The following is a 21,514-nucleotide window of genomic DNA, read 5'->3' as shown; positions in this document are numbered from 1 at the left end:
GACCGCCCTTTGGCGTACGGGGCGCAGGGGGCCGTTCAGGGGCTCCCCGCGCCCGGGTGCGTCGGCTAGACGAGGGCTCCGCCCGGGAGCTCCACCTTCGCGCCGAGCTTCTCCAGCTTCTCCATGAAGTTCTCGTAGCCCCGGTTGATCAGGTCGATCCCGTGCACCCGGGACGTCCCCTGCGCCGCCAGCGCGGCGATCAGGTACGAGAAACCGCCCCGGAGGTCCGGGATGACCAGGTCCGCGCCCTGGAGCTTCGTGGGGCCGCTCACGACCGCCGAGTGCAGGAAGTTGCGCTGGCCGAAGCGGCAGTCGGAGCCGCCCAGGCACTCCCGGTACAGCTGGATGTGCGCGCCCATCTGGTTGAGCGCGGACGTGAAGCCGAGCCGCGACTCGTAGACCGTCTCGTGGACGATGGACAGGCCCGTGGCCTGCGTCAGGGCCACGACCAGCGGCTGCTGCCAGTCGGTCTGGAAACCGGGGTGCACGTCCGTCTCCAGCGCGATGGACTTCAGCGCGCCGCCCGGGTGCCAGAACCGGATGCCCTCGTCGTCGATCTCGAAGGCGCCGCCGACCTTCCGGTACGTGTTGAGGAAGGTCATCATCGAGCGCTGCTGCGCGCCGCGCACGTAGATGTTGCCCTCGGTGGCCAGGGCCGCCGACGCCCAGGACGCCGCCTCCAGGCGGTCCGGGAGGGCGCGGTGGTTGTAGCCGCCGAGCTTGTCGACACCGGTGATCCGGATGGTCCGGTCGGTGTCCATCGAGATGATGGCGCCCATCTTCTGCAGGACGCAGATCAGGTCCTCGATCTCGGGCTCGACCGCCGCGTTGGACAGCTCGGTGACGCCCTCGGCCAGCACCGCGGTCAGCAGCACCTGCTCGGTGGAGCCCACCGACGGGTACGGCAGCCTGATCTTGCAGCCGCGCAGCCGCTGCGGGGCCTCCAGGTACTGCCCGTCCGCCCGCTTCTCGATCGTCGCGCCGAACTGCCGCAGCACGTCGAAGTGGAAGTCGATCGGCCGGCCGCCGATGTCGCAGCCGCCCAGGCCCGGGATGAACGCGTGGCCGAGGCGGTGCAGCAGCGGGCCGCAGAAGAGGATCGGGATGCGAGAGGAGCCCGCGTGCGCGTCGATGTCCGCGACGTTCGCGGACTCCACGTGCGTCGGGTCGAGCACCAGCTCGCCCGGCTCCTCGCCCGGACGGACGGTGACGCCGTGCAGCTGGAGCAGCCCGCGTACGACGCGCACGTCGCGGATGTCGGGCACGTTGCGCAGCCGGCTCGGGCCGCTGCCGAGCAGGGCGGCGACCATGGCCTTCGGCACCAGGTTCTTGGCGCCGCGGACGCGGATCTCGCCCTCCAGCGGGGTGCCGCCGTGGACAAGCAGTACATCGTCAGTGACGGTCATGGATCTCGCGTTCCGGTCGAGGGTCGGACAGGGGCCAAGTGAAAAGGGTAAGGGGCTTCCACCCCTGTCCCGTAAGGCCGAGGGGGGTGTGCAGATGTAATGAATCCGCCACAACACGCTCTGTTCCGACACCCCTGCGGAGGGTCACCGTCCGCTTTCGGTCAATCCCCGTCCTGAGCTGCGGCCCCCACGGAGGGCGAAGATGCGGGATCATCTCTGACATGACCGAGGTGTCCTCGCTCACAGGGCGACTGCTCGTCGCCGCACCCGCCCTCGCCGACCCGAACTTCATCCGCTCGGTGGTGCTCCTCCTCGACCACGACGACGAGGGGGCCCTGGGCGTGATCCTGAACCGCCCCGGTCCGGTCGGCGTCGGCGACATCCTCGGGTCCTGGGCGGCCCTCGCGGGTGAGCCGGGCGTCGTCTTCCAGGGCGGCCCCGTCTCGCTCGACTCGGCGCTCGGGGTCGCGGTGATACCCGGCGACGAGGGGCCGGTCGGCTGGCGGCGGATCCACGGTGCGATCGGGCTCGTCGACCTGGAGGCCCCGCCCGAGCTGCTCGGCGGCGCGCTCGGCGCCCTGCGGATCTTCGCGGGGTACGCGGGGTGGGGCCCGGGGCAGCTGGAGGGCGAGCTGGCCGACGGGGCCTGGTACGTCGTCGAGTCCGAGCCGGGCGACGTGTCCTCGCCGCGCCCCGAGGGGCTGTGGCGGGCGGTGCTGCGGCGGCAGCGCTCGAAGCTCGCGATGTTCGCGACGTACCCGGACGACCCGTCGCTCAACTGACCTTCCGTACGGGCTCCCGCGCGAAGGGGCCGGTCTTCCCGGAGCCGCCCTCCCCGCCGGGGGACCACCCCCACGCCGTGCCCCGCGGCGACCGCTTCCAGCCACTCGTCGAAGTCGTCCGCCGTGCGGGACGGCCTCGGGCGGGCGCCCCCGGGCCACAACTCGGGGCGGGTCGTGCCCGTCACCGTGTTCACCGCCAGCGGAAACCCGGCCGGCTCCGCCCGGTCCAGGACCCTGCGGCGGCCCAGCGGCACTCCTGTGGCCGCCGGCCTCCCGCGCGGTCGCGGGGGTGGCCGCGCTCGGGCTCGTACCGCATCTGCGGACGGTGCGCGCCGCCCGGCGGGCCGGGGCGGGACCTGCCTCCCCGAACGGCCCCGGCCTGGGTACCCTTGGAGCCCATGAGCACTCTTGAGCCCGAGCGCGGGACAGGTACGGGGACCCTCGTGGAGCCGGTACCGCAGGTATCGAACGGCGACGGCGACCACGAGCGCTATGCGCACTACGTCCAGAAGGACAAGATCATGGCGAGCGCCCTGGAGGGCACTCCCGTCGTGGCGCTCTGCGGGAAGGTCTGGGTGCCGGGCCGCGACCCGAAGAAGTACCCCGTCTGTCCCCTGTGCAAGGAGATCTACGAGTCCATGGGCGCCGGTGGCGACAAGGACAAGGGCGGCAAGGACGGCGGCAAGAAGTAACTGCCCCCGCCCGAACCTCCGAACGGCCCCCGGGGCGCGCTGCGATGCGCGCCCCGGGGGCCGTTCGCGTTGCACGGGGTGCTTCTGTCGGTCACGGAAAGGTTGAGACCTCTTGTCGGGCTGGTTACGCGGTCATAGCCTCCTCGTGTTGTGCAGCACGAAACGACCGTTGCGCATGCTGCAACGTCCGACTGGGAGGTATCCCGGATGAAGCTCACTGCCAGAATTGCCGCCCCTGCCACGGCGCTTGTGCTCGCCGGCCTCGCCGCCTGCGCCCCGGGGACCTCCGACAACAGCGCCAAGAAGGACGAGAAGAGCGGCACCCTGCGTGTCTGGCTCTTCCAGGAGGTCGGCAACAAGCCCAAGGAGAAGGTGGTCGACGAGGCGGTCGCCGCCTTCACCAAGTCCCACGAGGGCACCAAGGTCGAGATCGAGTACATCCCGGTCGACACCCGGGCCCAGCGCGTCAAGGCCGCCTTCAACGACCCCAAGAGCGCCCCCGACCTCATCGAGTACGGCAACACCGACACCGCCGGCTACGTCAAGGACGGCGGACTCGCCGACGTCACCGCCGAGTTCGACGCCTGGGCGGACGCCAAGACCACCGACCCGGTCTCCCGGCAGTCCGTCACCGTCGACGGCAAGGTCTACGGCGCCCCGCTCCTGGTCGGCATCCGCGCCCTCTACTACCGCACCGACGTCTTCAAGGACCTCGGCCTGACCCCGCCCAAGAGCCAGGCCGAACTGGTCTCCGCCGCCAAGAAGATCCGCGAGAAGAACCCCGACATGTACGGCCTCGCGGTCGGCGGCGCCTACACCTACGGCGCCATGCCGTTCATCTGGGCGCACGGCGGCGAACTCGCCAAGGGCGGCGGCGCCTCCTACAAGGCCGACATCAACAGCGAGAACGCCCGCAAGGGCATCACCGCCTACACCTCGCTCTTCGGCGACGACAACTGTCCGGCCGCCAAGTGCGCCTCCATGGGCGGCAACGCCACCGTCACCGCCTTCGCATCGGGCAAGGCGGGCATGGCGATCGGCGGCAACTTCAGCCACTCGGCCGTCGAGGCCGGCGCCGTCAAGGGCAAGTACGCGGTGGTTCCGCTGCCCGGCGTCGCACCCGGCTCCATAGCCCCCGCCTTCGCGGGCGGCAACAACATCGGCGTGCTGAAGAGCAGCCCGCACCGCACCCTCGCCGTCGACCTCATGAAGGAACTGGCCGGCAAGAAGAGCCAGCGGGCGCTCTTCGACGCGATGGGCTTCCTGCCGACCTACGAGGACGTGCGCACCGAGGTCGCCAGGAAGGAGCCGTTCGTCGCGCCCTTCGTGGAGACGCTCGGCGCGGGCGCCAAGTTCGTCCCCGCGTCCGCCGGATGGGGCCAGATCGACGCCTCCCTCGTCCTGCCGACGATGTTCCAGTCCATCGTCAGCGGCAAGAAGGACGTCGACGCGGCCTCCGACGACGCCGCCAAGAAGATGGACGCGGCCTTCGCTGCCGCGGGCTGAGCACCATGACCGTACGCACTGAGGAGCGCCCCCGCACGGCGGCGCCGAAGACCGCGGCACCGCCCGGCCGCGGACGCGGCCGGCGCGGCTCGGCCTGGACGCCCTGGCTCTACCTCGCCCCCGCGCTGATCGTGCTGGGCGGACTCCTCGTCTTCCCGATCTACCAACTCGGCCTGATCTCCTTCATGGAGTACACCCAGGCCCAGGTCAGCGGCGGCGAACCGGCCACGATGGTCGGCCTGGCGAACTACCGGGAACTCTTCGCCGACGAACAGTTCTGGCAGGTCCTGCTGGCGACGCTGCTCTTCGCCGCCGCCTGCGTCGTCGCCACGCTCGCGGTCGGCTGCGCGCTGGCCGTGCTGCTCACCCGGATCAGGGCCGTGCCCCGGCTGCTGCTGATGATGGCGGCGCTCGGCGCGTGGGCGACGCCCGCCGTCACCGGCTCGACGGTCTGGGTGTTCCTCTTCGACCCCGACTTCGGCCCGGTCAACCGGGTGCTGGGGCTCGGCGACTTCTCCTGGACGTACGGCCGCTACAGCGCGTTCGCCCTGGTCCTGCTCGAAGTCGTCTGGTGCTCGTTCCCGTTCGTGATGGTGACGGTGTACGCGGGCATCAAGTCGATCCCCGGCGAGGTGCTGGAGGCGGCCTCGCTGGACGGGGCCTCGCAGTGGCGGATCTGGCGGTCCGTCATGGCGCCGATGCTCCGCCCGATCCTGGTGGTCGTCACCATCCAGTCGATCATCTGGGACTTCAAGGTCTTCACCCAGATCTACGTCATGACGAACGGCGGCGGCATCGCGGGCCAGAACCTCGTGCTGAACGTGTACGCCTACCAGAAGGCGTTCGCCTCGTCCCAGTACAGCCTCGGCTCCGCCATCGGCGTGGTGATGCTGTTGATCCTGCTGGCGGTCACGCTGGTCTATCTGCGGCTGCTGCGGCGCCAGGGGGAGGAACTGTGAGCGCGGCGAGTCCTGTGCGCACGGCGGGTGCGGCGGGTGCGGGGCGTTCCGGGGGCGTCCGGTCCGGGAGCTTCCTGGGGGTGCGGCGGCCCTGGCGGCTGGCCGCCGAGGTGACGGCCGTGCTGGTCGCGGTCGTCGTCGCCTTCCCGCTCTACTGGATGGTGCTCTCCGCGTTCAAGCCCGCGGGGGAGATCCAGTCGACCGATCCGAAGCCCTGGACGCTCTCGCCCTCGCTGGACTCCTTCCGGCGGGTCTTCGAGCAGCAGGAGTTCGGCCGCTACTTCCTCAACAGCCTGCTGGTGGCCGGGACGGTGGTGCTGGCGTCCGCGCTCATCGCCTTCCTGGCGGCGACGGCCGTGACGCGGTTCAGGTTCAAGTTCCGCACGACGCTGCTGATCATGTTCCTGGTGGCGCAGATGGTGCCCATCGAGGCGCTGACGATCCCGATGTTCTTCCTGATGCGGGACATGGGGCAGCTGAACACGCTCGGCGCGCTGATCCTGCCGCACATCGCCTTCTCGCTGCCGTTCGCGGTGTGGATGCTGCGGGGGTTCGTGAAGGCGGTGCCGGAGGCGCTGGAGGAGGCGGCCTACCTCGACGGGGCGTCGCGGACCCGGTTCCTGTGGCAGATCCTGTTCCCGCTGGTCTTCCCCGGGCTCGTCGCCACGAGCGTCTTCTCGTTCATCTCCACCTGGAACGACTTCCTGTTCGCGAAGTCCTTCATCATCAGCGACACCTCGCAGTCGACGCTGCCGATGGCGCTGCTGGTCTTCTTCAAGCCCGACGAGAACGACTGGGGCGGGATCATGGCGGGGTCGACGGTCATGACGGTCCCGGTGCTCGTGTTCTTCGTACTGGTGCAGCGGAGGCTGGTGTCGGGGTTGGGTGGTGCGGTGAAGGACTGAGGGGCTGGGGGGAAGGGGCGCTGCGGGGCGGGGACCCGCCCCGCGCGGCGCCCCGTTCCTGCCCGCCCCGCCCCTTTGCACGTGTCCGGCCCTCCTCCACTCCGGCCCTCCACGAAAGGCGTTCCCCCATGAGTGACGGCGACCATTACCCGGCCCCGGCCCTGATCCCCGCCCCCCGCAACACCGACATCAGAAGCGCCACCCCCGGCCACCGCACCCTCGACGCGGCCACCACCCTCGACGCGGGCCCCGGCACGGAGGCCACCGCCCGTTGGCTCCGCGCCGAACTGGGCGCCGCCACCGGCCTCCCGCTCGACCCGGCCCCCGCCGGCCCCGCGGCCGACGCCGTCCCGGACGGCGTCCCCCGTACCGTCCGCCTCCGGATCAACCCCGAACTGGAGCGGACCGCGGGACCGGAGGCGTACCGCCTCACGACCGACGGCTCGGTCGACGAGGACGCCGCCGTCCTCATCGAGGGCGGCGCCGCCCCCGGCGTCTTCTGGGGCGCCCAGACCCTGCGCCAGCTCCTGGGCCCCGACGCGTACCGCAGGGCCCCGCTCGGCGCCCCCGACCGCACCTGGGACGTCCCCGACGTCACGATCGAGGACGCCCCCCGCTTCCGCTGGCGCGGCATGATGCTCGACGTCTCGCGGCACTTCATGCCCAAGCAGGACGTCCTGCGCTACCTCGACCTCCTCGCCGCCCACAAGCTCAACGTCTTCCACTTCCACCTCACCGACGACCAGGGCTGGCGCGTCGAGATCAAGCGCTACCCGCGCCTCACCGAGGTCGGCGCCTGGCGCGCCCGCACTAAGTGGGGCCACCGCGCGTCCGAGCTGTGGAACGACACCCCGCACGGCGGCTTCTACACCCAGGACGACATCCGCGAGATCGTCGCGTACGCCGACGCCCGGCACATCAGCGTCGTCCCGGAGATCGACATCCCCGGCCACTCGCAGGCCGCCATATGCGCCTATCCGGAGCTCGGCAACACCGACGTCGTCGACACGGAACAGCTGACCGTCTGGGACACCTGGGGCATCAACCCCAACGTCCTCGCCCCGACCGAGACGGTGCTGCGCTTCTACGAGGGCGTGCTCGAAGAGGTGCTCGACCTCTTCCCCTCGACCTTCGTCCACATGGGCGGCGACGAGTGTCCCAAGGACCAGTGGAAGCAGTCGCCCACCGCCCAGGCCCGCATCAAGGAACTGGGCGTCGGCGACGAGGAAGGGCTCCAGTCCTGGTTCGTGCGCCACTTCGACACCTGGCTCGCCGAGCGCGGCCGCCGCCTCATCGGCTGGGACGAGATCCTGGAGGGCGGCCTCGCGCCCGGCGCCGCCGTTTCCTCCTGGCGCGGCTACGCGGGCGGGATCGCCGCCGCCGAAGCGGGCCACGACGTCGTCATGTGCCCCGAACAGCAGGTCTACCTCGACCACCGGCAGGCGCCGGGCGAGGACGAGCCGATGCCCATCGGATACGTACGGAGGCTGGAGGACGTCTACCGCTTCGAGCCCGTGCCCCCGTCCCTGACGCCCGAGGCCGCCCGCCACGTCATCGGCACCCAGGCCAACGTGTGGACCGAGTGCATGGAGAACCGCAGCCGCGTCGACTACCAGGTCTTCCCGCGCCTCGCCGCCTTCGCCGAGGTCGCCTGGAGCGACCTGCCCGCCCCCGACGAGCGCGACGTCGAGGGCTTCCTGCGGCGGATGGGCACGCACTACGCGCGGCTGGACGCGCTCGGCGTCGCCTACCGCCCGCCGACCGGACCGCTGCCCTGGCAGCAGCGCCCCGGCGTGCTCGGACGCCCGATCGAGGGCGCGCCCCCGAACGTGTGAGCGGCCCGGGGCCCCGGACGCGCCGCGTCCGGGGCCCCGGCACCGCGGTCACCCGGAAGGGGGACGGACTCCGCATCGGGCCGGTCGGGAAGGTCGGGTGCGGACCACCCTTCGCGGACCCTCGCGCCGACCGTCCCGGAGAATGTGCCAGAGTTGCCACGTCCGGGCTGTGAGCACGTACCGTACGGCGAACAGGCGGCACAGACGGGGCATCGGGAAGGGGCAGCTGGGTTGACCACGCACGCACCGCAGGCGGCGCAGTCCGTGACGCTGCCTGCCTCGCTCGACGAGGCCGTCGCGGCCCTGGCGGCGATGCCCGCCGCCGTGCCCGTGGCGGGCGGCACGGACCTGATGGCGGCCGTCAACAAGGGGCTGCTGCGCCCCTCGGGACTCGTCGGCCTCGGCCGCATCAACGAACTGCGCGGCTGGCACTACCAGGACGACGGCAGCGCGCTGCTCGGCGCGGGCCTCACGCACGCGCGCATGGGGCGGCCCGACTTCGCCGCGCTCATCCCGGCGCTCGCCGCGTCGGCGCGCGCCGCGGGCCCGCCGCAGATCCGCAACGCGGGCACCCTCGGCGGCAACATCGTGACCGCGGCCCCGACCGGCGACTGCCTGCCCGTGCTGGCCGCGCTGGAGGCCGACCTGGTCGTCGCGGGCCCCGGCGGAGCGCGCCGGGAGATCCCCGTGGCCCACCTGCTCGCGGGCCGCGAGATGCTCAGGCCCGCCGAGCTGATCGGCTTCGTACGGGTGCCGCTGCTGCACGCCCCGCAGGTGTTCCTCAAGGCGACCGGCCGCACCGGCCCCGGGCGGGCGACCGCCTCGGTGGCCGTCGTCCTCAACCCGGCCCGGCGCGAGGTGCGCTGCGCGGTCGGCGCGATCGCCGCGATGCCGCTGCGCCCGCTGGACGCGGAGCGCTGGATCGCCTCCCTCATCGACTGGGACGGCGAGCGGGGGCTCGCCCCCGACGCGCTGGCGGCGTTCGGCGAGTACGTCGCCGCCGCGTGCATCCCCGACCCGGCTCCGGCGGCGGACGGCGGGGAGCCGCCCGCGCTGCCGCCTGCCGTACTGCACCTGCGGCGCACGGTCGCCGTGCTGGCCCGACGAGCACTGGGGAGGGCGCTGTCGTGAGCACCGACGAGAGCCGTGAGCGCGAGGGACGCGAGGCGTACGAGGGGCGCGAGGTGTACGAGGGACGCGAAGGATACGAGGGGTACGAGGGAGGCGACGAGTACGGGGAGTACGAGGGCCACTCAGGTCCCTCCGACCACCCGGGCCACTCCAGCCACTTGGACCACTCTGGTCACTCCGGCAATCCTGGTCACTCCGGCAACTCCGGTCACACCAGTCACGCTGCGCATTCCGGATACTCGGGGTACGACGGGCACGGCTGGGAGCCGACCCCGCAGGGCGGGGAGTACGACTCCGACGCCACCGCGTTCGTACACCTGTCGCCCGAGGACCTGGCGGCGGTGCCGCTGGCCGCGCCGGGGCACGGGTTCGTACCGCCGATGATCTATCCGCTGACGCCCGCGGCCGAGCCCGCGCAGTGGCCCGTGCCGCCCGAGGCCGAACCGTCGGGCGCCGCGGTGCCCCCGCCCTTGCCCCTGCCGCCGCACGTGTCTCCGCCCGCGCCCGCTCCCTTGCCCACGCCTGTTGCGGACACGGACCCGCATGCCACCGCGCAGTGGAACTTCCACGACGCCGTCGGCACGCACCCGGCGGAGGACGCCGGGAGCGCGGGCACCGTCTCGGGCGGCGCCGTCGCGGGTGGCACCGCGAGCGCGGACCTCACCGGGCAGTGGACGATCCCCCTCGCGGACGGGGACCTGTCGGACGAGTCGGGCGAGTTCACGACCGCCTCGCTCGGATACGGCTCCGCTCCCGCGACGCTGCCCGGCGGCGCGCCCGCGCCCTGGGCCGCCGCCCTTGATGTCCCGAAGTCCCCGGAGGCCCCTGAGTCCCCCGAGGCCGTTGAGGTGACCCCGGAGGTTCCCGAGGCACCCGAGGCACCGGAGAGCGGCGCCGCGGAGCCGGTCTCCGACGGGCCGACGGCCGAGGTTTCCCCCGCCGGGCCGGAGGGCGATGCGCCCGTGGGCACCGCGGAGGAGGACGGGCCCGCCGCCGCGGAGGACGCGTCCGGCGCTGTTGGCACGGACGTGCCCGGTGCCGAAGCGTCCGTTGCGGTCGTGTCCGATGCGGTCGTGTCCGATGCCGTCGTGCCGGGCGCCGTGGTGCCGGACGCGGACGCGTCCGGTGCCGCCGCCGTCGCGGAGGGCGCGCCCGACGCCGCCGCGCCCGCCGAGGCCCCGGCGGACGGGTCCGGTGCCGTCGGCCTCGTGCCCGAGGCCCGTACCGGGGACGTCCTGCCCGACACCGGCGCGGAGCCGGACGTGCCCACGGACGTTGACCCCGGCCAGGGCGAGCCCGCTCCCGCCGAGCCCGTCCCCGCCGAACCCGCCTTCGTCACCCCCTTCAGCGATCACCCGGGAGCCTCCTACGTCCTGCGGGTGAACGGCACCGACCGGCCCGTCACCGACGCGTGGATCGGGGAGTCCCTGCTCTACGTGCTGCGCGAGCGCCTGGGGCTCGCGGGGGCCAAGGACGGGTGCGCGCAGGGCGAGTGCGGGGCCTGCAACGTGCAGGTCGACGGGCGTCTCGTCGCCTCCTGCCTGGTGCCGGCCGCCACCGCGGCCGGCAGCGAGGTGCGGACCGTCGAGGGGCTCGCCGCCGACGGCGAGCCGTCCGACGTGCAGCGGGCGCTCGCCAAGTGCGGCGCCGTGCAGTGCGGCTTCTGCGTCCCCGGCATGGCGATGACCGTCCACGACCTCCTGGAGGGCAACCACGCCCCCACCGAGCTGGAGACCCGCCAGGCGCTGTGCGGGAACCTCTGCCGCTGCTCCGGCTACCGGGGCGTCCTGGAGGCCGTGCGCGAGGTCGTCGCCGAGCGCGAGGCGCACGCCGGGGCCGCGGCGGAAGAAGCGCGGATTCCGCACCAGGCGGCCCCCGGTGCAGGTAGTGTCCAGCAGCCCCACCCGCATGACGGAGGCATGGCGTGAGCAACGACGCGGCCGCCCACACAGTGGCCGACACAGCTGTTGGCGTACCCGGGCAGGAGCCGCCCGCGCACGGGCTCGGCGCCTCGCTCGCCCCCGCGGACCGGCGTGCCAAGACCGAGGGCACCTTCCCCTACGCGTCGGACCTGTGGGCCGAGGGCCTGCTGTGGGCGGCGATCCTGCGCTCGCCGCACGCCCACGCCCGCATCGTCTCGATCGACACCGGCGCGGCGGCCGCCATGCCGGGCGTACGGGCCGTCGTCACGGGCGCCGACGTGCCGGGCGACCCGGCGTTCGGCCGGGGCGTCGTCGACCGTCCGGTCTTCGCGTCCGAACTGGTCCGCCACCACGGCGAGCCGATCGCCGCGGTCGCCGCCGACCACCCCGACACCGCGCGCCTGGCCGCCGCCGCCATCGCCGTCGAGTACGAGCTGCTCGAACCGGTCACCGACCCCGAGAAGGCGTTCGCCGCCGAGCCGCTGCACCCGGACGGCAACCTGATCCGGCACATCCCGCTGCACTACGGCGACCCCGAAGCGACCGGCGAGGTCGTCGTCGAGGGGCTGTACCGCATCGGCCGCCAGGACCCGGCCCCCATCGGTGCCGAGGCCGGGCTCGCCGTGCCGCGCCCGGACGGCGGCGTCGAGATCTACACCGCCTCCACCGACCCGCACACCGACCGCGACCTGGCCGCCGCCTGTTTCGGCCTGGAGCGCGACCGCGTGAAGGTCGTCGTCACCGGCGTGCCCGGCGCGACCGGCGACCGCGAGGACCCCGGCTTCCAGATCGCGCTCGGCCTGCTCGCGCTGCGCACCGGCTGCCCGGTGAAGCTCACCGCGACCCGCGAGGAGTCCTTCCTCGGCCACGCCCACCGCCACCCGACCCTGCTGCGCTACCGCCACCACGCGGACGCCGACGGCCGTCTGGTGAAGGTCGAGGCGCAGATCCTGCTCGACGCGGGCGCCTACGCCGACGCCTCGTCGGAGTCCCTGGCCGCGGCCGTCGCCTTCGCCTGCGGCCCGTACGTGGTGCCGCACGCCTTCATCGAGGGCTGGGCGGTCCGCACGAACAACCCGCCGTCCGGGCACGTGCGCGGCGAGGGCGCGATGCAGGTCTGCGCCGCGTTCGAGGGCCAGATGGACAAGATCGCGGCGAAGCTCGGCGTCGACCCCGCCGAGATCCGCCTCAGGAACGCCCTGGCCACCGGCGACCTGCTGCCCACGGGCCAGACCGTGACCTGCCCGGCGCCCGTCGCCGAGCTGATCCGCGCCGTACGCGACTTCCCGCTGCCGCCGCTGCCCAAGGACGACCCGGACGCCACCGACTGGCTGCTGCCAGGCGGCCCCGAGGGCGCGGGCGAGCCCGGGGCCGTGCGCAGGGGAGTGGGCTACGGGATCGGCATGGTCCACATGCTCGGCGCGGAGGGCACCGACGAGGTCTCCACGGCCACGGTCAAGGTGCAGGACGGCGTCGCCACCGTGCTCTGCGCGGCCGTCGAGACGGGTCAGGGCTTCACCACGCTCGCCCGGCAGATCGTCCAGGAGACGCTGGGCATCGACGAGGTGCACGTCGCGTCCGTCGACACCGACCAGCCCCCGGCGGGCCCCGCCACGCACGGCCGCCACACCTGGGTGTCGGGCGGCGCCGTGGAACGCGCCGCCAAGATGGTCCGTACGCAGCTGCTCCAGCCGCTCGCCCACAAGTTCGGGATGTCCACGGAGCTGCTCCAGATCGCCGACGGCAAGATCACCTCGTACGACGGAGTGCTGTCCACGACCGTCACCGAGGCGATGGACGGCAAGGAGCTGTGGGCCACCGCGCAGTGCCGCCCGCACCCCACCGAGCCGCTGGACGAGGCGGGACAGGGCGACGCGTTCGTGGGCCTGGCCTTCTGCGCGGTGCGCGCGGTCGTGGACGTGGACGTGGAGATGGGCTCCGTACGGGTCGTGGAGATGGCCGTCGCCCAGGACGTCGGGCGAGTCCTGAACCCGGCGCAGCTCGCGGCGCGCATCGAGGCGGGCGTCGCCCAGGGCATCGGCGCGGCGCTCACCGAGAACCTCCGCACCGCGCGCGGCCTGGTCCGCCGCCCCGACCTGACCGGGTACGCCCTGCCCACGGCGCTGGACGTGCCGGACATCAAGATCGTCAAGCTCGTCGAGGAGAGGGACGTGGTGGCGCCGTTCGGCGCGAAGGCGGCCAGCGCGGCGCCCGTGGTGGCCTCCCCGGCGGCGGTGGCATCGGCGGTCAGGGCGGCGACGGGCCGTCCGGTGAACCGGCTGCCGATCCGTCCGCAGGCGGCCGTGGCGCAGTAGTCCGGTGCGGCGGGGGCCCGTGCGGGTCCCCGCTCCCGGGCGATGCCCACGCCTGTTGGCCGGGCTTCTCGGCGGTGCCAACGCTTGGTGGCCGGGCTTCTCGGCGATGTCAACGCCCGTTGGTCGGGCCCCTCGGTGGTGTCAACGCTCGTTGGCCCGGCTCCTCGCCGAGGTCAACGCGTGTGGGCTCCGCGGCTCAGTGACGCCAACGCGTGTGGGCCCCGTCCGACGGACGGGGCCCACACGCGTTGGCACTGCTTCTTCGGAGGCCGTGACCGGAATTGAACCGGTGTGCTTCGCTTTGCAGGCGAATCCCTAAGCCACTCGGGCACACGGCCGTGTGTTGTGGTGACGTCCATGACCGTAGGCGGTGTCCGGCGGGGGCCTCAAGAGCGCGGGCCGCCCCGCAACGCGACTGCCACACTCCGTTCATGGTCGTACGACCAAGGGACCACCCCCGACCCATCCCGCGACAGGGTTCACCTGCTGATTCGCCCCTTACCCTGGTCGTCATGACCGCCCTGGAGCCACGCGAGGCGAAAGTCGCGAACGACCCCGAGATATCCCCCGCAGCAGCCCCTCGACCCCAGGGCGGGGTCCTCGACCGAGACCATCGCGCGCTCAGCGTCGGCATCATCTCCGTCGTCCTGCTGATCGCCTTCGAGGCAACAGCCGTGGGCACCGCGATGCCGGTCGCGGCACGTGAGCTGAACGGCGTCTCGCTGTACGCCTTCGCCTTCTCCGCGTACTTCACCACCAGCCTCTTCGCCATGGTGCTCTCCGGGCAGTGGGCGGACCGCAGCGGCCCGCTCGCCCCGCTCACGGTCGGCATCAGCGCCTTCGCGGCCGGACTGCTGCTCTCCGGGACCGCGGGCGCGATGTGGCTGTTCATCCTGGGACGCGCGGTGCAGGGCGTCGGCGGCGGGCTGGTGATCGTCGCGTTGTACGTGGTGATCAGCAGGGCGTACGAGGAGGCGCTGCGGCCCGCGATCATGGCGGCGTTCGCGGCGAGCTGGGTGATCCCCTCGGTGGTCGGCCCGCTCGCCTCCGGGACGATCACCGAACACCTGGGCTGGCGCTGGGTCTTCGTCGGCATCCCGGCCCTGGTGGTCTTCCCGCTGGCCCTCGCGCTGCCCGCGATCCGCCGGACCGCGTCGGGGCCCACGGACCCGGGCGCGCCGCCCGCGCCGTTCGACCGGCGGCGCATCCGGCTCGCGCTCGGCATCTCCGTCGGCGCCGGGCTGCTCCAGTACGCGGGACAGGACCTGCGCTGGCTGTCGCTGCTCCCGGCCGCCGCCGGCACGGCGCTGCTGGTGCCCTCCGTGCGCGGCCTGCTGCCGCGCGGCACCTACCGCGCGGCGCGCGGCCTGCCGTCCGTGGTCCTGCTGCGCGGCGTCGCGGCCGGCGCGTTCATCTCGGCGGAGTCGTTCGTGCCGCTGATGCTGGTCACCCAGCGGGGCCTGTCCCCGACGATGGCGGGCCTCTCGCTGGCCGTCGGCGGCGCGACCTGGGCCCTGGGCTCCTTCATCCAGTCGCGGCCCCGCGTGGAGCCGTACAGGGAACGGCTGATGGTGCTCGGGATGGTGCTGGTCGCCGCGGCGATCGCGGCGGTGCCGAGCGTGCTGATCGAGTCGGTTCCCGTGTGGGTCGTCGGGGTCGCCTGGGGCTTCGGCTGCCTCGGCATGGGCATGGTCATCGCCTCCACGAGCGTGATGCTGCTGAAGCTCTCCGCACCGGAGGAGGCGGGGGCGAACAGTGCGGCGCTCCAGATCTCGGACGGACTGTCGAACGTGATCCTGCTGGCGGCGGGGGGTGCGGCGTTCGCCGCGCTCGGCGGGGGCGCGGTGGGGCACGGGGTCGACGCGGCCTCCTCCGCAGGGTCGCACCCGGGGGCGTTCGCCGTGGTGTTCCTGCCGATGGCGGCGGTCGCCCTGGCGGGGGCGTGGGTGGCACGGCGCTTGCGGTAGGGGGTACGGGGGCGGTGGGCGCTCCTGCCGGGGTTCCCGTCGCCCGGGAGCGGGGGCACCTGTGAAGTCGGTCGCAACCGGGCCCGTCCCCGGCCGGATCACGACGGGTTCCGAGCCCGCCCCCGGTAAGGTGGCCCGGTTGTCGTACGGACGACGGCCGTCCCGTGTACCCGAGCCCGTGAACCGGAGACCGTGACTACTACCGCCTCCTCCCACCACCTCTCACCCGCCTTCCCCGGCCGCGCCCCCTGGGGCACCGCCAACAAGCTGCGTGCCTGGCAGCAGGGCGCGATGGACCGGTACATCCAGGAGCAGCCCCGAGACTTCCTTGCCGTCGCCACCCCCGGCGCAGGCAAGACGACCTTCGCCCTTACCCTTGCCTCCTGGCTGCTGCACCACCACGTCGTGCAGCAGGTCACGGTCGTCGCCCCGACCGAGCACCTGAAGAAGCAGTGGGCCGCCGCCGCCGCGCGGATAGGGATCAAGCTGGACCCGGAGTACAGCGCGGGCCCGCTCAGCAAGGAGTACCAGGGCGTCGCGATCACCTACGCGGGCGTCGGCGTGCGCCCCATGCTGCACCGCAACCGCTGCGAACAGCGCAAGACCCTGGTGATCCTCGACGAGATCCACCACGCGGGCGACTCCAAGTCCTGGGGCGAGGCGTGCCTGGAGGCGTTCGACCCGGCGACCCGCCGCCTGGCCCTGACCGGCACGCCCTTCCGCTCGGACACGAACCCGATCCCCTTCGTCACGTACGAGGAGGGCAACGACGGTATCCGGCGTTCGTCGGCCGACTACACCTACGGCTACGGCAACGCGCTCGGCGACGGCGTCGTGCGCCCGGTCATCTTCCTCTCCTACAGCGGCAACATGCGTTGGCGCACCAAGGCGGGCGACGAGATCGCCGCACGCCTGGGCGAGCCCATGACCAAGGACGCGATCTCGCAGGCGTGGCGCACCGCGCTCGACCCGCGCGGCGAGTGGATGCCCAGCGTCCTCAAGGCCGCCGACCAGCGGCTCAGCGAGGTCAGGAAGGCCATCCCGGACGCGGGCGGCCTCGTCATCGCGTCCGACCAGGACTCGGCCCGCGCCTACGCCAAGCTGATCCGCGAGATCACCGGCACCAAGGCGACCGTCGTCCTCTCCGACGAGGCCGCCGCCTCCAAGCGCATCGACGAGTTCAGCGAGAACAACGACCGTTGGATGGTCGCGGTGCGCATGGTGTCCGAGGGCGTCGACGTTCCGCGCCTGGCCGTCGGGGTGTACGCGACGACCATCTCGACCCCGCTGTTCTTCGCGCAGGCCGTCGGCCGTTTCGTACGGTCCCGCAGGCGCGGCGAGACCGCGTCCGTCTTCCTCCCCACCATCCCGAACCTCCTCGGCTTCGCCAACGAGATGGAGGTCGAGCGCGACCACGTCCTCGACAAGCCGAAGAAGGACGGCGAGGAAGACCCGTACGCCGAGTCCGAGAAGGAGATGGACGAGGCGAACAAGCAGGAGGACGAGGACACCGGCGAGCAGGACATGCTGCCCTTCGAGGCGCTGGAGTCCGACGCCGTCTTCGACCGGGTGCTGTACGACGGCGCCGAGTTCGGCATGCAGGCGCACCCCGGCAGCGAGGAGGAGCAGGACTACCTCGGCATCCCCGGCCTCCTGGAGCCCGACCAGGTGCAGTTGCTGCTGCAGAAGCGGCAGGCCAGGCAGATCGCGCACAGCCGCAAGAAGCCCGACAGCGAGGCCGACCTGCTGGAGCTGCCCGCCGAGCGGCGGCCCGTCGTCTCCCACAAGGAACTGCTCGAACTGCGCAAGCAGCTCAACACGATGGTCTCGGCCTACACCCACCAGAGCGGCAAGCCGCACGGCGTGATCCACACCGAGCTGCGCCGGGTGTGCGGCGGGCCGCCGAGCGCGGAGGCCACCGCGCACCAGATCAAGTCGCGGATCTCCAAGGTCCAGGAGTGGGCCACCAAGATGCGGTGACCCCGCCGGGTCAACGCCTGTTGCGCTCACGCTGAGTGATGCCCTACGGGTGTGCAGCAGGGCCCGGGGCTGTGCGCCACCGGGCCCTGCCTCCCGCGGGGACGGGAGTTGCGTCGAGGGGCGGCCCCCACGGTCGCCCCTCGAATGCCCCCAACAGTAATGGGGGAGTAAAGGCGGCGTACGTGCCGTAAGTCACCGTATGGGTGGACCAAAGTCCTGAATCCGGATGAATGATTACGCAACGGCGCCCCAACTTCCTTTCCACGCCCGGATTCTGGACGAGGTCTTCCGCTGAGCGAACCGGCTCGCTAATGTCCCGGCAACGTGAACGCCCCGTGGCAGCGTTGCCGCGGGGCGCAGCCGGTGCCATGGCCTTGTCGGTGGCCTCTGACGTGCGGCGCCGAGGGACCGGCGCCGCGCACCCTTGAGAGCCGCCGCGACTCACCACAGAGGAGTGGGCGTCGTGACCGCGGAGACCTCCCAGACGCTCGACCGGGGACTGAGAGTCCTCAAGCTGCTCGCCGACACCGACCACGGCCTGACGGTCACCGAGTTGTCCAACAAACTCGGCGTGAACCGCACCGTGGTCTACCGTCTGCTCGCCACCCTGGAACAACACGCGTTGGTGCGCAGGGACTTGGGCGGCCGCGCCCGGGTCGGCCTCGGTGTGCTGAGGCTCGGCAGGCAGGTGCACCCGCTCGTGCGGGAGGCCGCGCTGCCCGCACTGCGCTCGCTCGCGGAGGACATAGGGGCCACGGCCCACCTCACGCTCGTGGACGGTGCGGAGGCGCTCGCGGTCGCCGTCGTGGAGCCCACGTGGACCGACTACCACGTCGCCTACCGGGCCGGTTTCCGCCATCCGCTCGACCGGGGGGCCGCCGGGCGGGCGATACTCTCCGCGCGGCAGGGCACGCTGCCCGAGCCGGGCTACACGCTCACGCACGGTGAGCTGGAGGCGGGCGCGAGCGGAGCGGCGGCGCCGCTGCTCGGCGTGACCGGGATAGAGGGGAGCGTGGGGGTGGTCATGCTCTCGGACTCCGTACCGGAGCGGGTGGGGCCCCGCGTGGTCGACGCGGCGCGCGAGGTCGCGGACGCGCTGCGGTAGCCGGTACGGGGGTGCGGGGCGCGCCCGATACATTGGGCGGGTGCTCTCGCGTCTCGCCCGTCTCTCCCGCCCCCGCGCTCTCACCCTCGCCGCGCTCCCCGTCGCCGCCCTCCTCGGCACCGTCGCCTTCGCGCCGCTGCCGTTCTCGCTGGCGCAGCCGGGGTCGACGGCGGACGTGCTCGGCAGCGACAAGGGCACCCCGGTGATCACGGTCACCGGCGCGCCCACCCGCAAGACCAAGGGCGAGCTGCGCATGGTCACGATCCTGGCCACGGGTCCGAAGGTGGACGTGCGGCTCGGGGACGTGGTCGACGCGTGGCTGCGCGGCGACCGCGCGGTGATGCCGCACGACAGCGTCTACCCCAAGGGCAAGTCGGACGCCGAGGTCGAGAAGAAGAACCTCAAGGACATGGCGGACTCGCAGGTCGACGCGGTCGACGCGGCCCTGGGCCACCTCGACCTGGACCCCGCGAAGGTCAAGGTCGAGCTGCACCTCGCCGACATCGGCGGCCCCAGCGCCGGACTGCTCTTCGCGCTCGGCATCATCGACAAGCTGGACGGCGACGGCGCGGGGGGCGACCTGACGGGCGGCCGCAGCATCGCGGGCACGGGCACCATCGCGCCCGACGGCAAGGTCGGCGCGGTCGGCGGCGTGTCCCTGAAGACGCAGGCCGCCGCGCGCGACGGCGCGACGGTCTTCCTGGTGCCGAAGGACGAGTGCGCCCAGGCCGAGGCGGAGCGGCCGAAGGGCCTGCGGATCGTCCCGGTGAGCGACCTGGACGGCGCGGTCAAGGCGCTGCGGGCGCTGGAGACCGGCGGGAAGGTGCCGAGCTGCTGACGTCCATCGCGCGCCAGCAGGGGAAGACCGCAGGGGCGAGCGTCACCAGCAGATAGCCGGCCCCTACCGCGAGCAGCGCGGACGTGAGCCCCGCCGCCTCGACCAGGCCGCCCGCCAGGAGGCCGCCGAGCGGCATCGCCAGCTCGCCCCCCGCGGTGAGCACTCCGGCGACCCGGGTGCGCAGTTCGTCGGGGACCCGCTCGTAGATGACCGTGACCAGGATCGGATTGAGCGTTCCGGCCGCGAGCCCGGCCAGCAGCATCGTCGCGGCGAGCGGCGGCGCGGTGTCGGTCAGCGCGGCCACGGCGTAGCGGGGCGCGCCGCACAGGACGAGCGCGCCGCACAGCACCGCGCGGCGCGGGAAGCGGTGTCCGAACGCCCCGTACAGCAGCGCCCCGACGAGCGCGCCGAGTCCGAACGCCGCGGTGGCGAGCCCGAGGGCGGTCGCGCCGCCCAGCTCGCTCTCGGCGTGCACGGGCAGCAGTACGGCGTTCCAGCCCTGGTCCATGCCGTTGATGCACATGACGACGAGCACGGTCGCCAGGAGCAGCCGCTCGTGCACCAAGTAGCCGAACCCTTCGGCCAGTTCGCGGCGGTACGAGGCCGCGGAGAACGGCGCCGCGGCCTTGACCGGCGCCGCTTCCCGTACGCCGCGCAGTCCTCCGGCGACCAGCAGTGCCGACAGGCAGAAGGTCACGGCGTCGATCAGCAGGACGTTCTGCGCGCCGACGAGTGCCACCAGCAGGCCCGCCAGCGCGGCGCCCGCCATCCTCGCCCCGCGCGTCACCGCGTCGAAGAGGCTGGCGGCGCGGGCGAGGGTGGTTCCGGCGTGTGCCGCGAGGTCGGGGGTGAGGACGAAACGGGCGTTGACCCCGGGGGTGTGGGCGAGTCCGCCGAGCGCCATCAGCGCGCACAGCATCCAGAACTCCAGGGCCCCCGCCCGGTGCAGCAGCGGGATCGCGCCCACGGCCGTCGCACAGACGAGGTCGGACGCGATGGAGACCCTGCGGCGCCCGACCCGGTCGATGAGGGGGCCGCCGATCAGTGCGGAGAGCGCGATGGGCAGGGTCGCGCAGAAGGCGACGACGCCCGCCCGGCCCGCGCTGCCCGTGGTCTCCAGGACGAAGAAGGGGACGCCGATGAGGGTGAGTGAACTGCCCGCAGCCGAGACGGCGTTGGCGCCGAGTACGGCGGCGAGCGGGGTGCGGCTCACACCGTGCGCAGCCCGGAGGGCTGCTGGTCGCGGACCAGCCGCAGGCCCAGCTCGACCATGGTCCAGCCGAGTCGGGCGCGCAGGTCGGGGCGGTGCCCACGGGTGTTGGCAGGCGTGGGCGCGGACGTGAGGGTGGGGGACAGGGGGTGGGGACCGGCGTCGGCGCGGAGTTCGGCGGCGCGGGCCTCGTGCAGTCGGAGGTGGGTGTACGGGTGCATGGCAGGTGCTCCCTGGGGTGTGGGGTGTGGGGTGTGGGGTGTGGGGCGTGGCTCAGCTCGGGTCGGTGTTCGTGGACTGCTCGGGGGAATCCGAGGGGGGCTCGGAAGGGGACTCGGAGGGCTCCGCGCCCTGGGTCGCGCGCGGGAAGGCGTGGACGTGCATGCGGAACTGCGCGGAGCCCTCGGTCTCCGGTGCCACCTCGCGCTCGCGGTAGCTGTCGATCAGGGCGTGCACCTGCTGGTGCAGCTCGGTGGCGAGCTCCGGGGTCAGCCGCAGGGTCCAGTCGCTGAGGTCGTTGGCGCGGTCCCAGTCCCGCCATTGATCCATGGTGCCGATGAAGGTGTTGACCTCCTCGGTGTGCAGGGTCGCGATCTGGTGGAAGTAGAAGTTCGCCGCGCCCCGGACGGCCGGGTCCGCGTCGTGGTGGAGCTTCGGGTCGAAGAGCAGTGACTGGTACGTGGCCTTCCACCAGCGTTCGCGCCCCTTGCCGTGCTCGGGGGCGTCCTCGATGAAGCCGTACGAGGCGAGCTGGCGCAGGTGGTAGCTGGTCGCGCCGCTGGACTCGCCCAGGGACGCGGCGAGTCGGGACGCGGTCGCGGGGCCGTCGGCGCGCAGCTTGTTGAGCAGTTGTACGCGCAAGGGGTGTGCGAGGCCGCGCAGGGTGCGCGGGTCCAGCTCGTGGACCCGCTCCGGAGGAATCTCGGGCATGCCTCAACCGTAGACTTGCAAAGAAGGCGTT

General features: G+C 72.8%; 17 protein-coding genes and 1 tRNA gene. 13 read left to right on the top strand and 5 right to left on the bottom strand.

The features are described 5' to 3' along the window. Positions 1–65: 65 nt before the first annotated feature. Positions 66–1,406, bottom strand: coding sequence for a UDP-N-acetylglucosamine 1-carboxyvinyltransferase (gene murA / locus ACIBNE_RS18840; protein WP_399272816.1), 1,341 nt, complete (start codon positions 1,404–1,406; stop codon positions 66–68). A gap of 221 nt (positions 1,407–1,627) precedes the next feature. Here murA and ACIBNE_RS18835 point away from each other — a divergent pair, with 221 nt between their 5' ends. From ACIBNE_RS18835 to ACIBNE_RS18795, 9 genes are all read left to right on the top strand, one after another. Further along, positions 1,628–2,188, top strand: coding sequence for a YqgE/AlgH family protein (locus ACIBNE_RS18835; RefSeq protein WP_399272814.1), 561 nt, complete (start codon positions 1,628–1,630; stop codon positions 2,186–2,188). Positions 2,189–2,586: 398 nt separating this feature from the next. Further along, the gene (locus tag ACIBNE_RS18830) at positions 2,587–2,880 is read left to right on the top strand and encodes a DUF3039 domain-containing protein (protein WP_399272812.1); all 294 of its coding nucleotides are present in this window, start codon (positions 2,587–2,589) and stop codon (positions 2,878–2,880) included. Positions 2,881–3,087: 207 nt separating this feature from the next. Further along, positions 3,088–4,386 carry an extracellular solute-binding protein gene (locus ACIBNE_RS18825; RefSeq protein WP_399272810.1) on the top strand — a complete coding sequence of 433 codons (1,299 nt, stop codon included), beginning with the start codon at positions 3,088–3,090 and terminating at the stop codon, positions 4,384–4,386. A gap of 5 nt (positions 4,387–4,391) precedes the next feature. Then, on the top strand, positions 4,392–5,345 hold the full coding sequence (locus ACIBNE_RS18820) for a carbohydrate ABC transporter permease (RefSeq protein ID WP_399272808.1): 954 nt from the start codon (positions 4,392–4,394) through the stop codon (positions 5,343–5,345). After that, entirely contained in the window at positions 5,342–6,250 is a 909-nt protein-coding gene (locus tag ACIBNE_RS18815; RefSeq protein ID WP_399272806.1) for a carbohydrate ABC transporter permease, read from the top strand. Before ACIBNE_RS18820 ends, ACIBNE_RS18815 begins: the two co-directional genes overlap by 4 nt. 128 nt (positions 6,251–6,378) lie before the next feature. Then, the gene (locus ACIBNE_RS18810) at positions 6,379–8,085 is read left to right on the top strand and encodes a beta-N-acetylhexosaminidase (RefSeq protein WP_399272804.1); all 1,707 of its coding nucleotides are present in this window, start codon (positions 6,379–6,381) and stop codon (positions 8,083–8,085) included. A gap of 231 nt (positions 8,086–8,316) precedes the next feature. Next, positions 8,317–9,216 carry an FAD binding domain-containing protein gene (locus ACIBNE_RS18805; RefSeq protein WP_399272802.1) on the top strand — a complete coding sequence of 300 codons (900 nt, stop codon included), beginning with the start codon at positions 8,317–8,319 and terminating at the stop codon, positions 9,214–9,216. 158 nt (positions 9,217–9,374) lie between these two features. After that, the gene (locus ACIBNE_RS18800) at positions 9,375–11,144 is read left to right on the top strand and encodes a 2Fe-2S iron-sulfur cluster-binding protein (RefSeq protein ID WP_399272800.1); all 1,770 of its coding nucleotides are present in this window, start codon (positions 9,375–9,377) and stop codon (positions 11,142–11,144) included. Further along, on the top strand, positions 11,141–13,453 hold the full coding sequence (locus ACIBNE_RS18795) for a xanthine dehydrogenase family protein molybdopterin-binding subunit (protein WP_399272798.1): 2,313 nt from the start codon (positions 11,141–11,143) through the stop codon (positions 13,451–13,453). The genes ACIBNE_RS18800 and ACIBNE_RS18795 overlap by 4 nt, the downstream gene beginning before the upstream one ends. Positions 13,454–13,719: 266 nt before the next feature. Here the strand turns inward: ACIBNE_RS18795 and ACIBNE_RS18790 are convergent. Beyond that, positions 13,720–13,791: transfer RNA gene (locus ACIBNE_RS18790), tRNA-Cys, on the bottom strand. A 174-nt stretch (positions 13,792–13,965) separates the two neighbouring features. Here ACIBNE_RS18790 and ACIBNE_RS18785 point away from each other — a divergent pair. From ACIBNE_RS18785 to ACIBNE_RS18770, 4 genes are all read left to right on the top strand, one after another. Beyond that, positions 13,966–15,420 carry an MFS transporter gene (locus ACIBNE_RS18785; protein WP_399272796.1) on the top strand — a complete coding sequence of 485 codons (1,455 nt, stop codon included), beginning with the start codon at positions 13,966–13,968 and terminating at the stop codon, positions 15,418–15,420. Positions 15,421–15,612: 192 nt separating this feature from the next. Then, positions 15,613–17,400, top strand: coding sequence for a DEAD/DEAH box helicase (locus tag ACIBNE_RS18780; RefSeq protein WP_399272794.1), 1,788 nt, complete (start codon positions 15,613–15,615; stop codon positions 17,398–17,400). Between the two features lie 463 nt (positions 17,401–17,863). After that, positions 17,864–18,505: an IclR family transcriptional regulator gene (locus tag ACIBNE_RS18775; protein ID WP_399272792.1), complete on the top strand. Its 642-nt coding sequence runs from the start codon at positions 17,864–17,866 to the stop codon at positions 18,503–18,505. A gap of 40 nt (positions 18,506–18,545) precedes the next feature. Further along, on the top strand, positions 18,546–19,343 hold the full coding sequence (locus ACIBNE_RS18770) for a S16 family serine protease (RefSeq protein WP_399272790.1): 798 nt from the start codon (positions 18,546–18,548) through the stop codon (positions 19,341–19,343). Here the strand turns inward: ACIBNE_RS18770 and ACIBNE_RS18765 are convergent. From ACIBNE_RS18765 to ACIBNE_RS18755, 3 genes are read right to left on the bottom strand one after another with little or no spacing between them, the layout of a single operon-like run. Further along, positions 19,294–20,556, bottom strand: a complete 1,263-nt coding sequence (locus tag ACIBNE_RS18765; protein ID WP_399272788.1) for an MFS transporter — start codon at positions 20,554–20,556, stop codon at positions 19,294–19,296. The genes ACIBNE_RS18770 and ACIBNE_RS18765 overlap by 50 nt on opposite strands. Next, entirely contained in the window at positions 20,553–20,774 is a 222-nt protein-coding gene (locus ACIBNE_RS18760; RefSeq protein ID WP_399272786.1) for a hypothetical protein, read from the bottom strand. The genes ACIBNE_RS18765 and ACIBNE_RS18760 overlap by 4 nt, the downstream gene beginning before the upstream one ends. Before the next feature lie 52 nt (positions 20,775–20,826). Then, the gene (locus ACIBNE_RS18755) at positions 20,827–21,483 is read right to left on the bottom strand and encodes an ArsR/SmtB family transcription factor (protein ID WP_399272784.1); all 657 of its coding nucleotides are present in this window, start codon (positions 21,481–21,483) and stop codon (positions 20,827–20,829) included. Positions 21,484–21,514: the final 31 nt, after the last annotated feature.

This window comes from Streptomyces sp. NPDC050504, assembly GCF_044458065.1.
In the GTDB taxonomy this organism is placed as follows: domain Bacteria; phylum Actinomycetota; class Actinomycetes; order Streptomycetales; family Streptomycetaceae; genus Streptomyces.
This window is presented reverse-complemented; position numbering and strand designations above follow the sequence as displayed.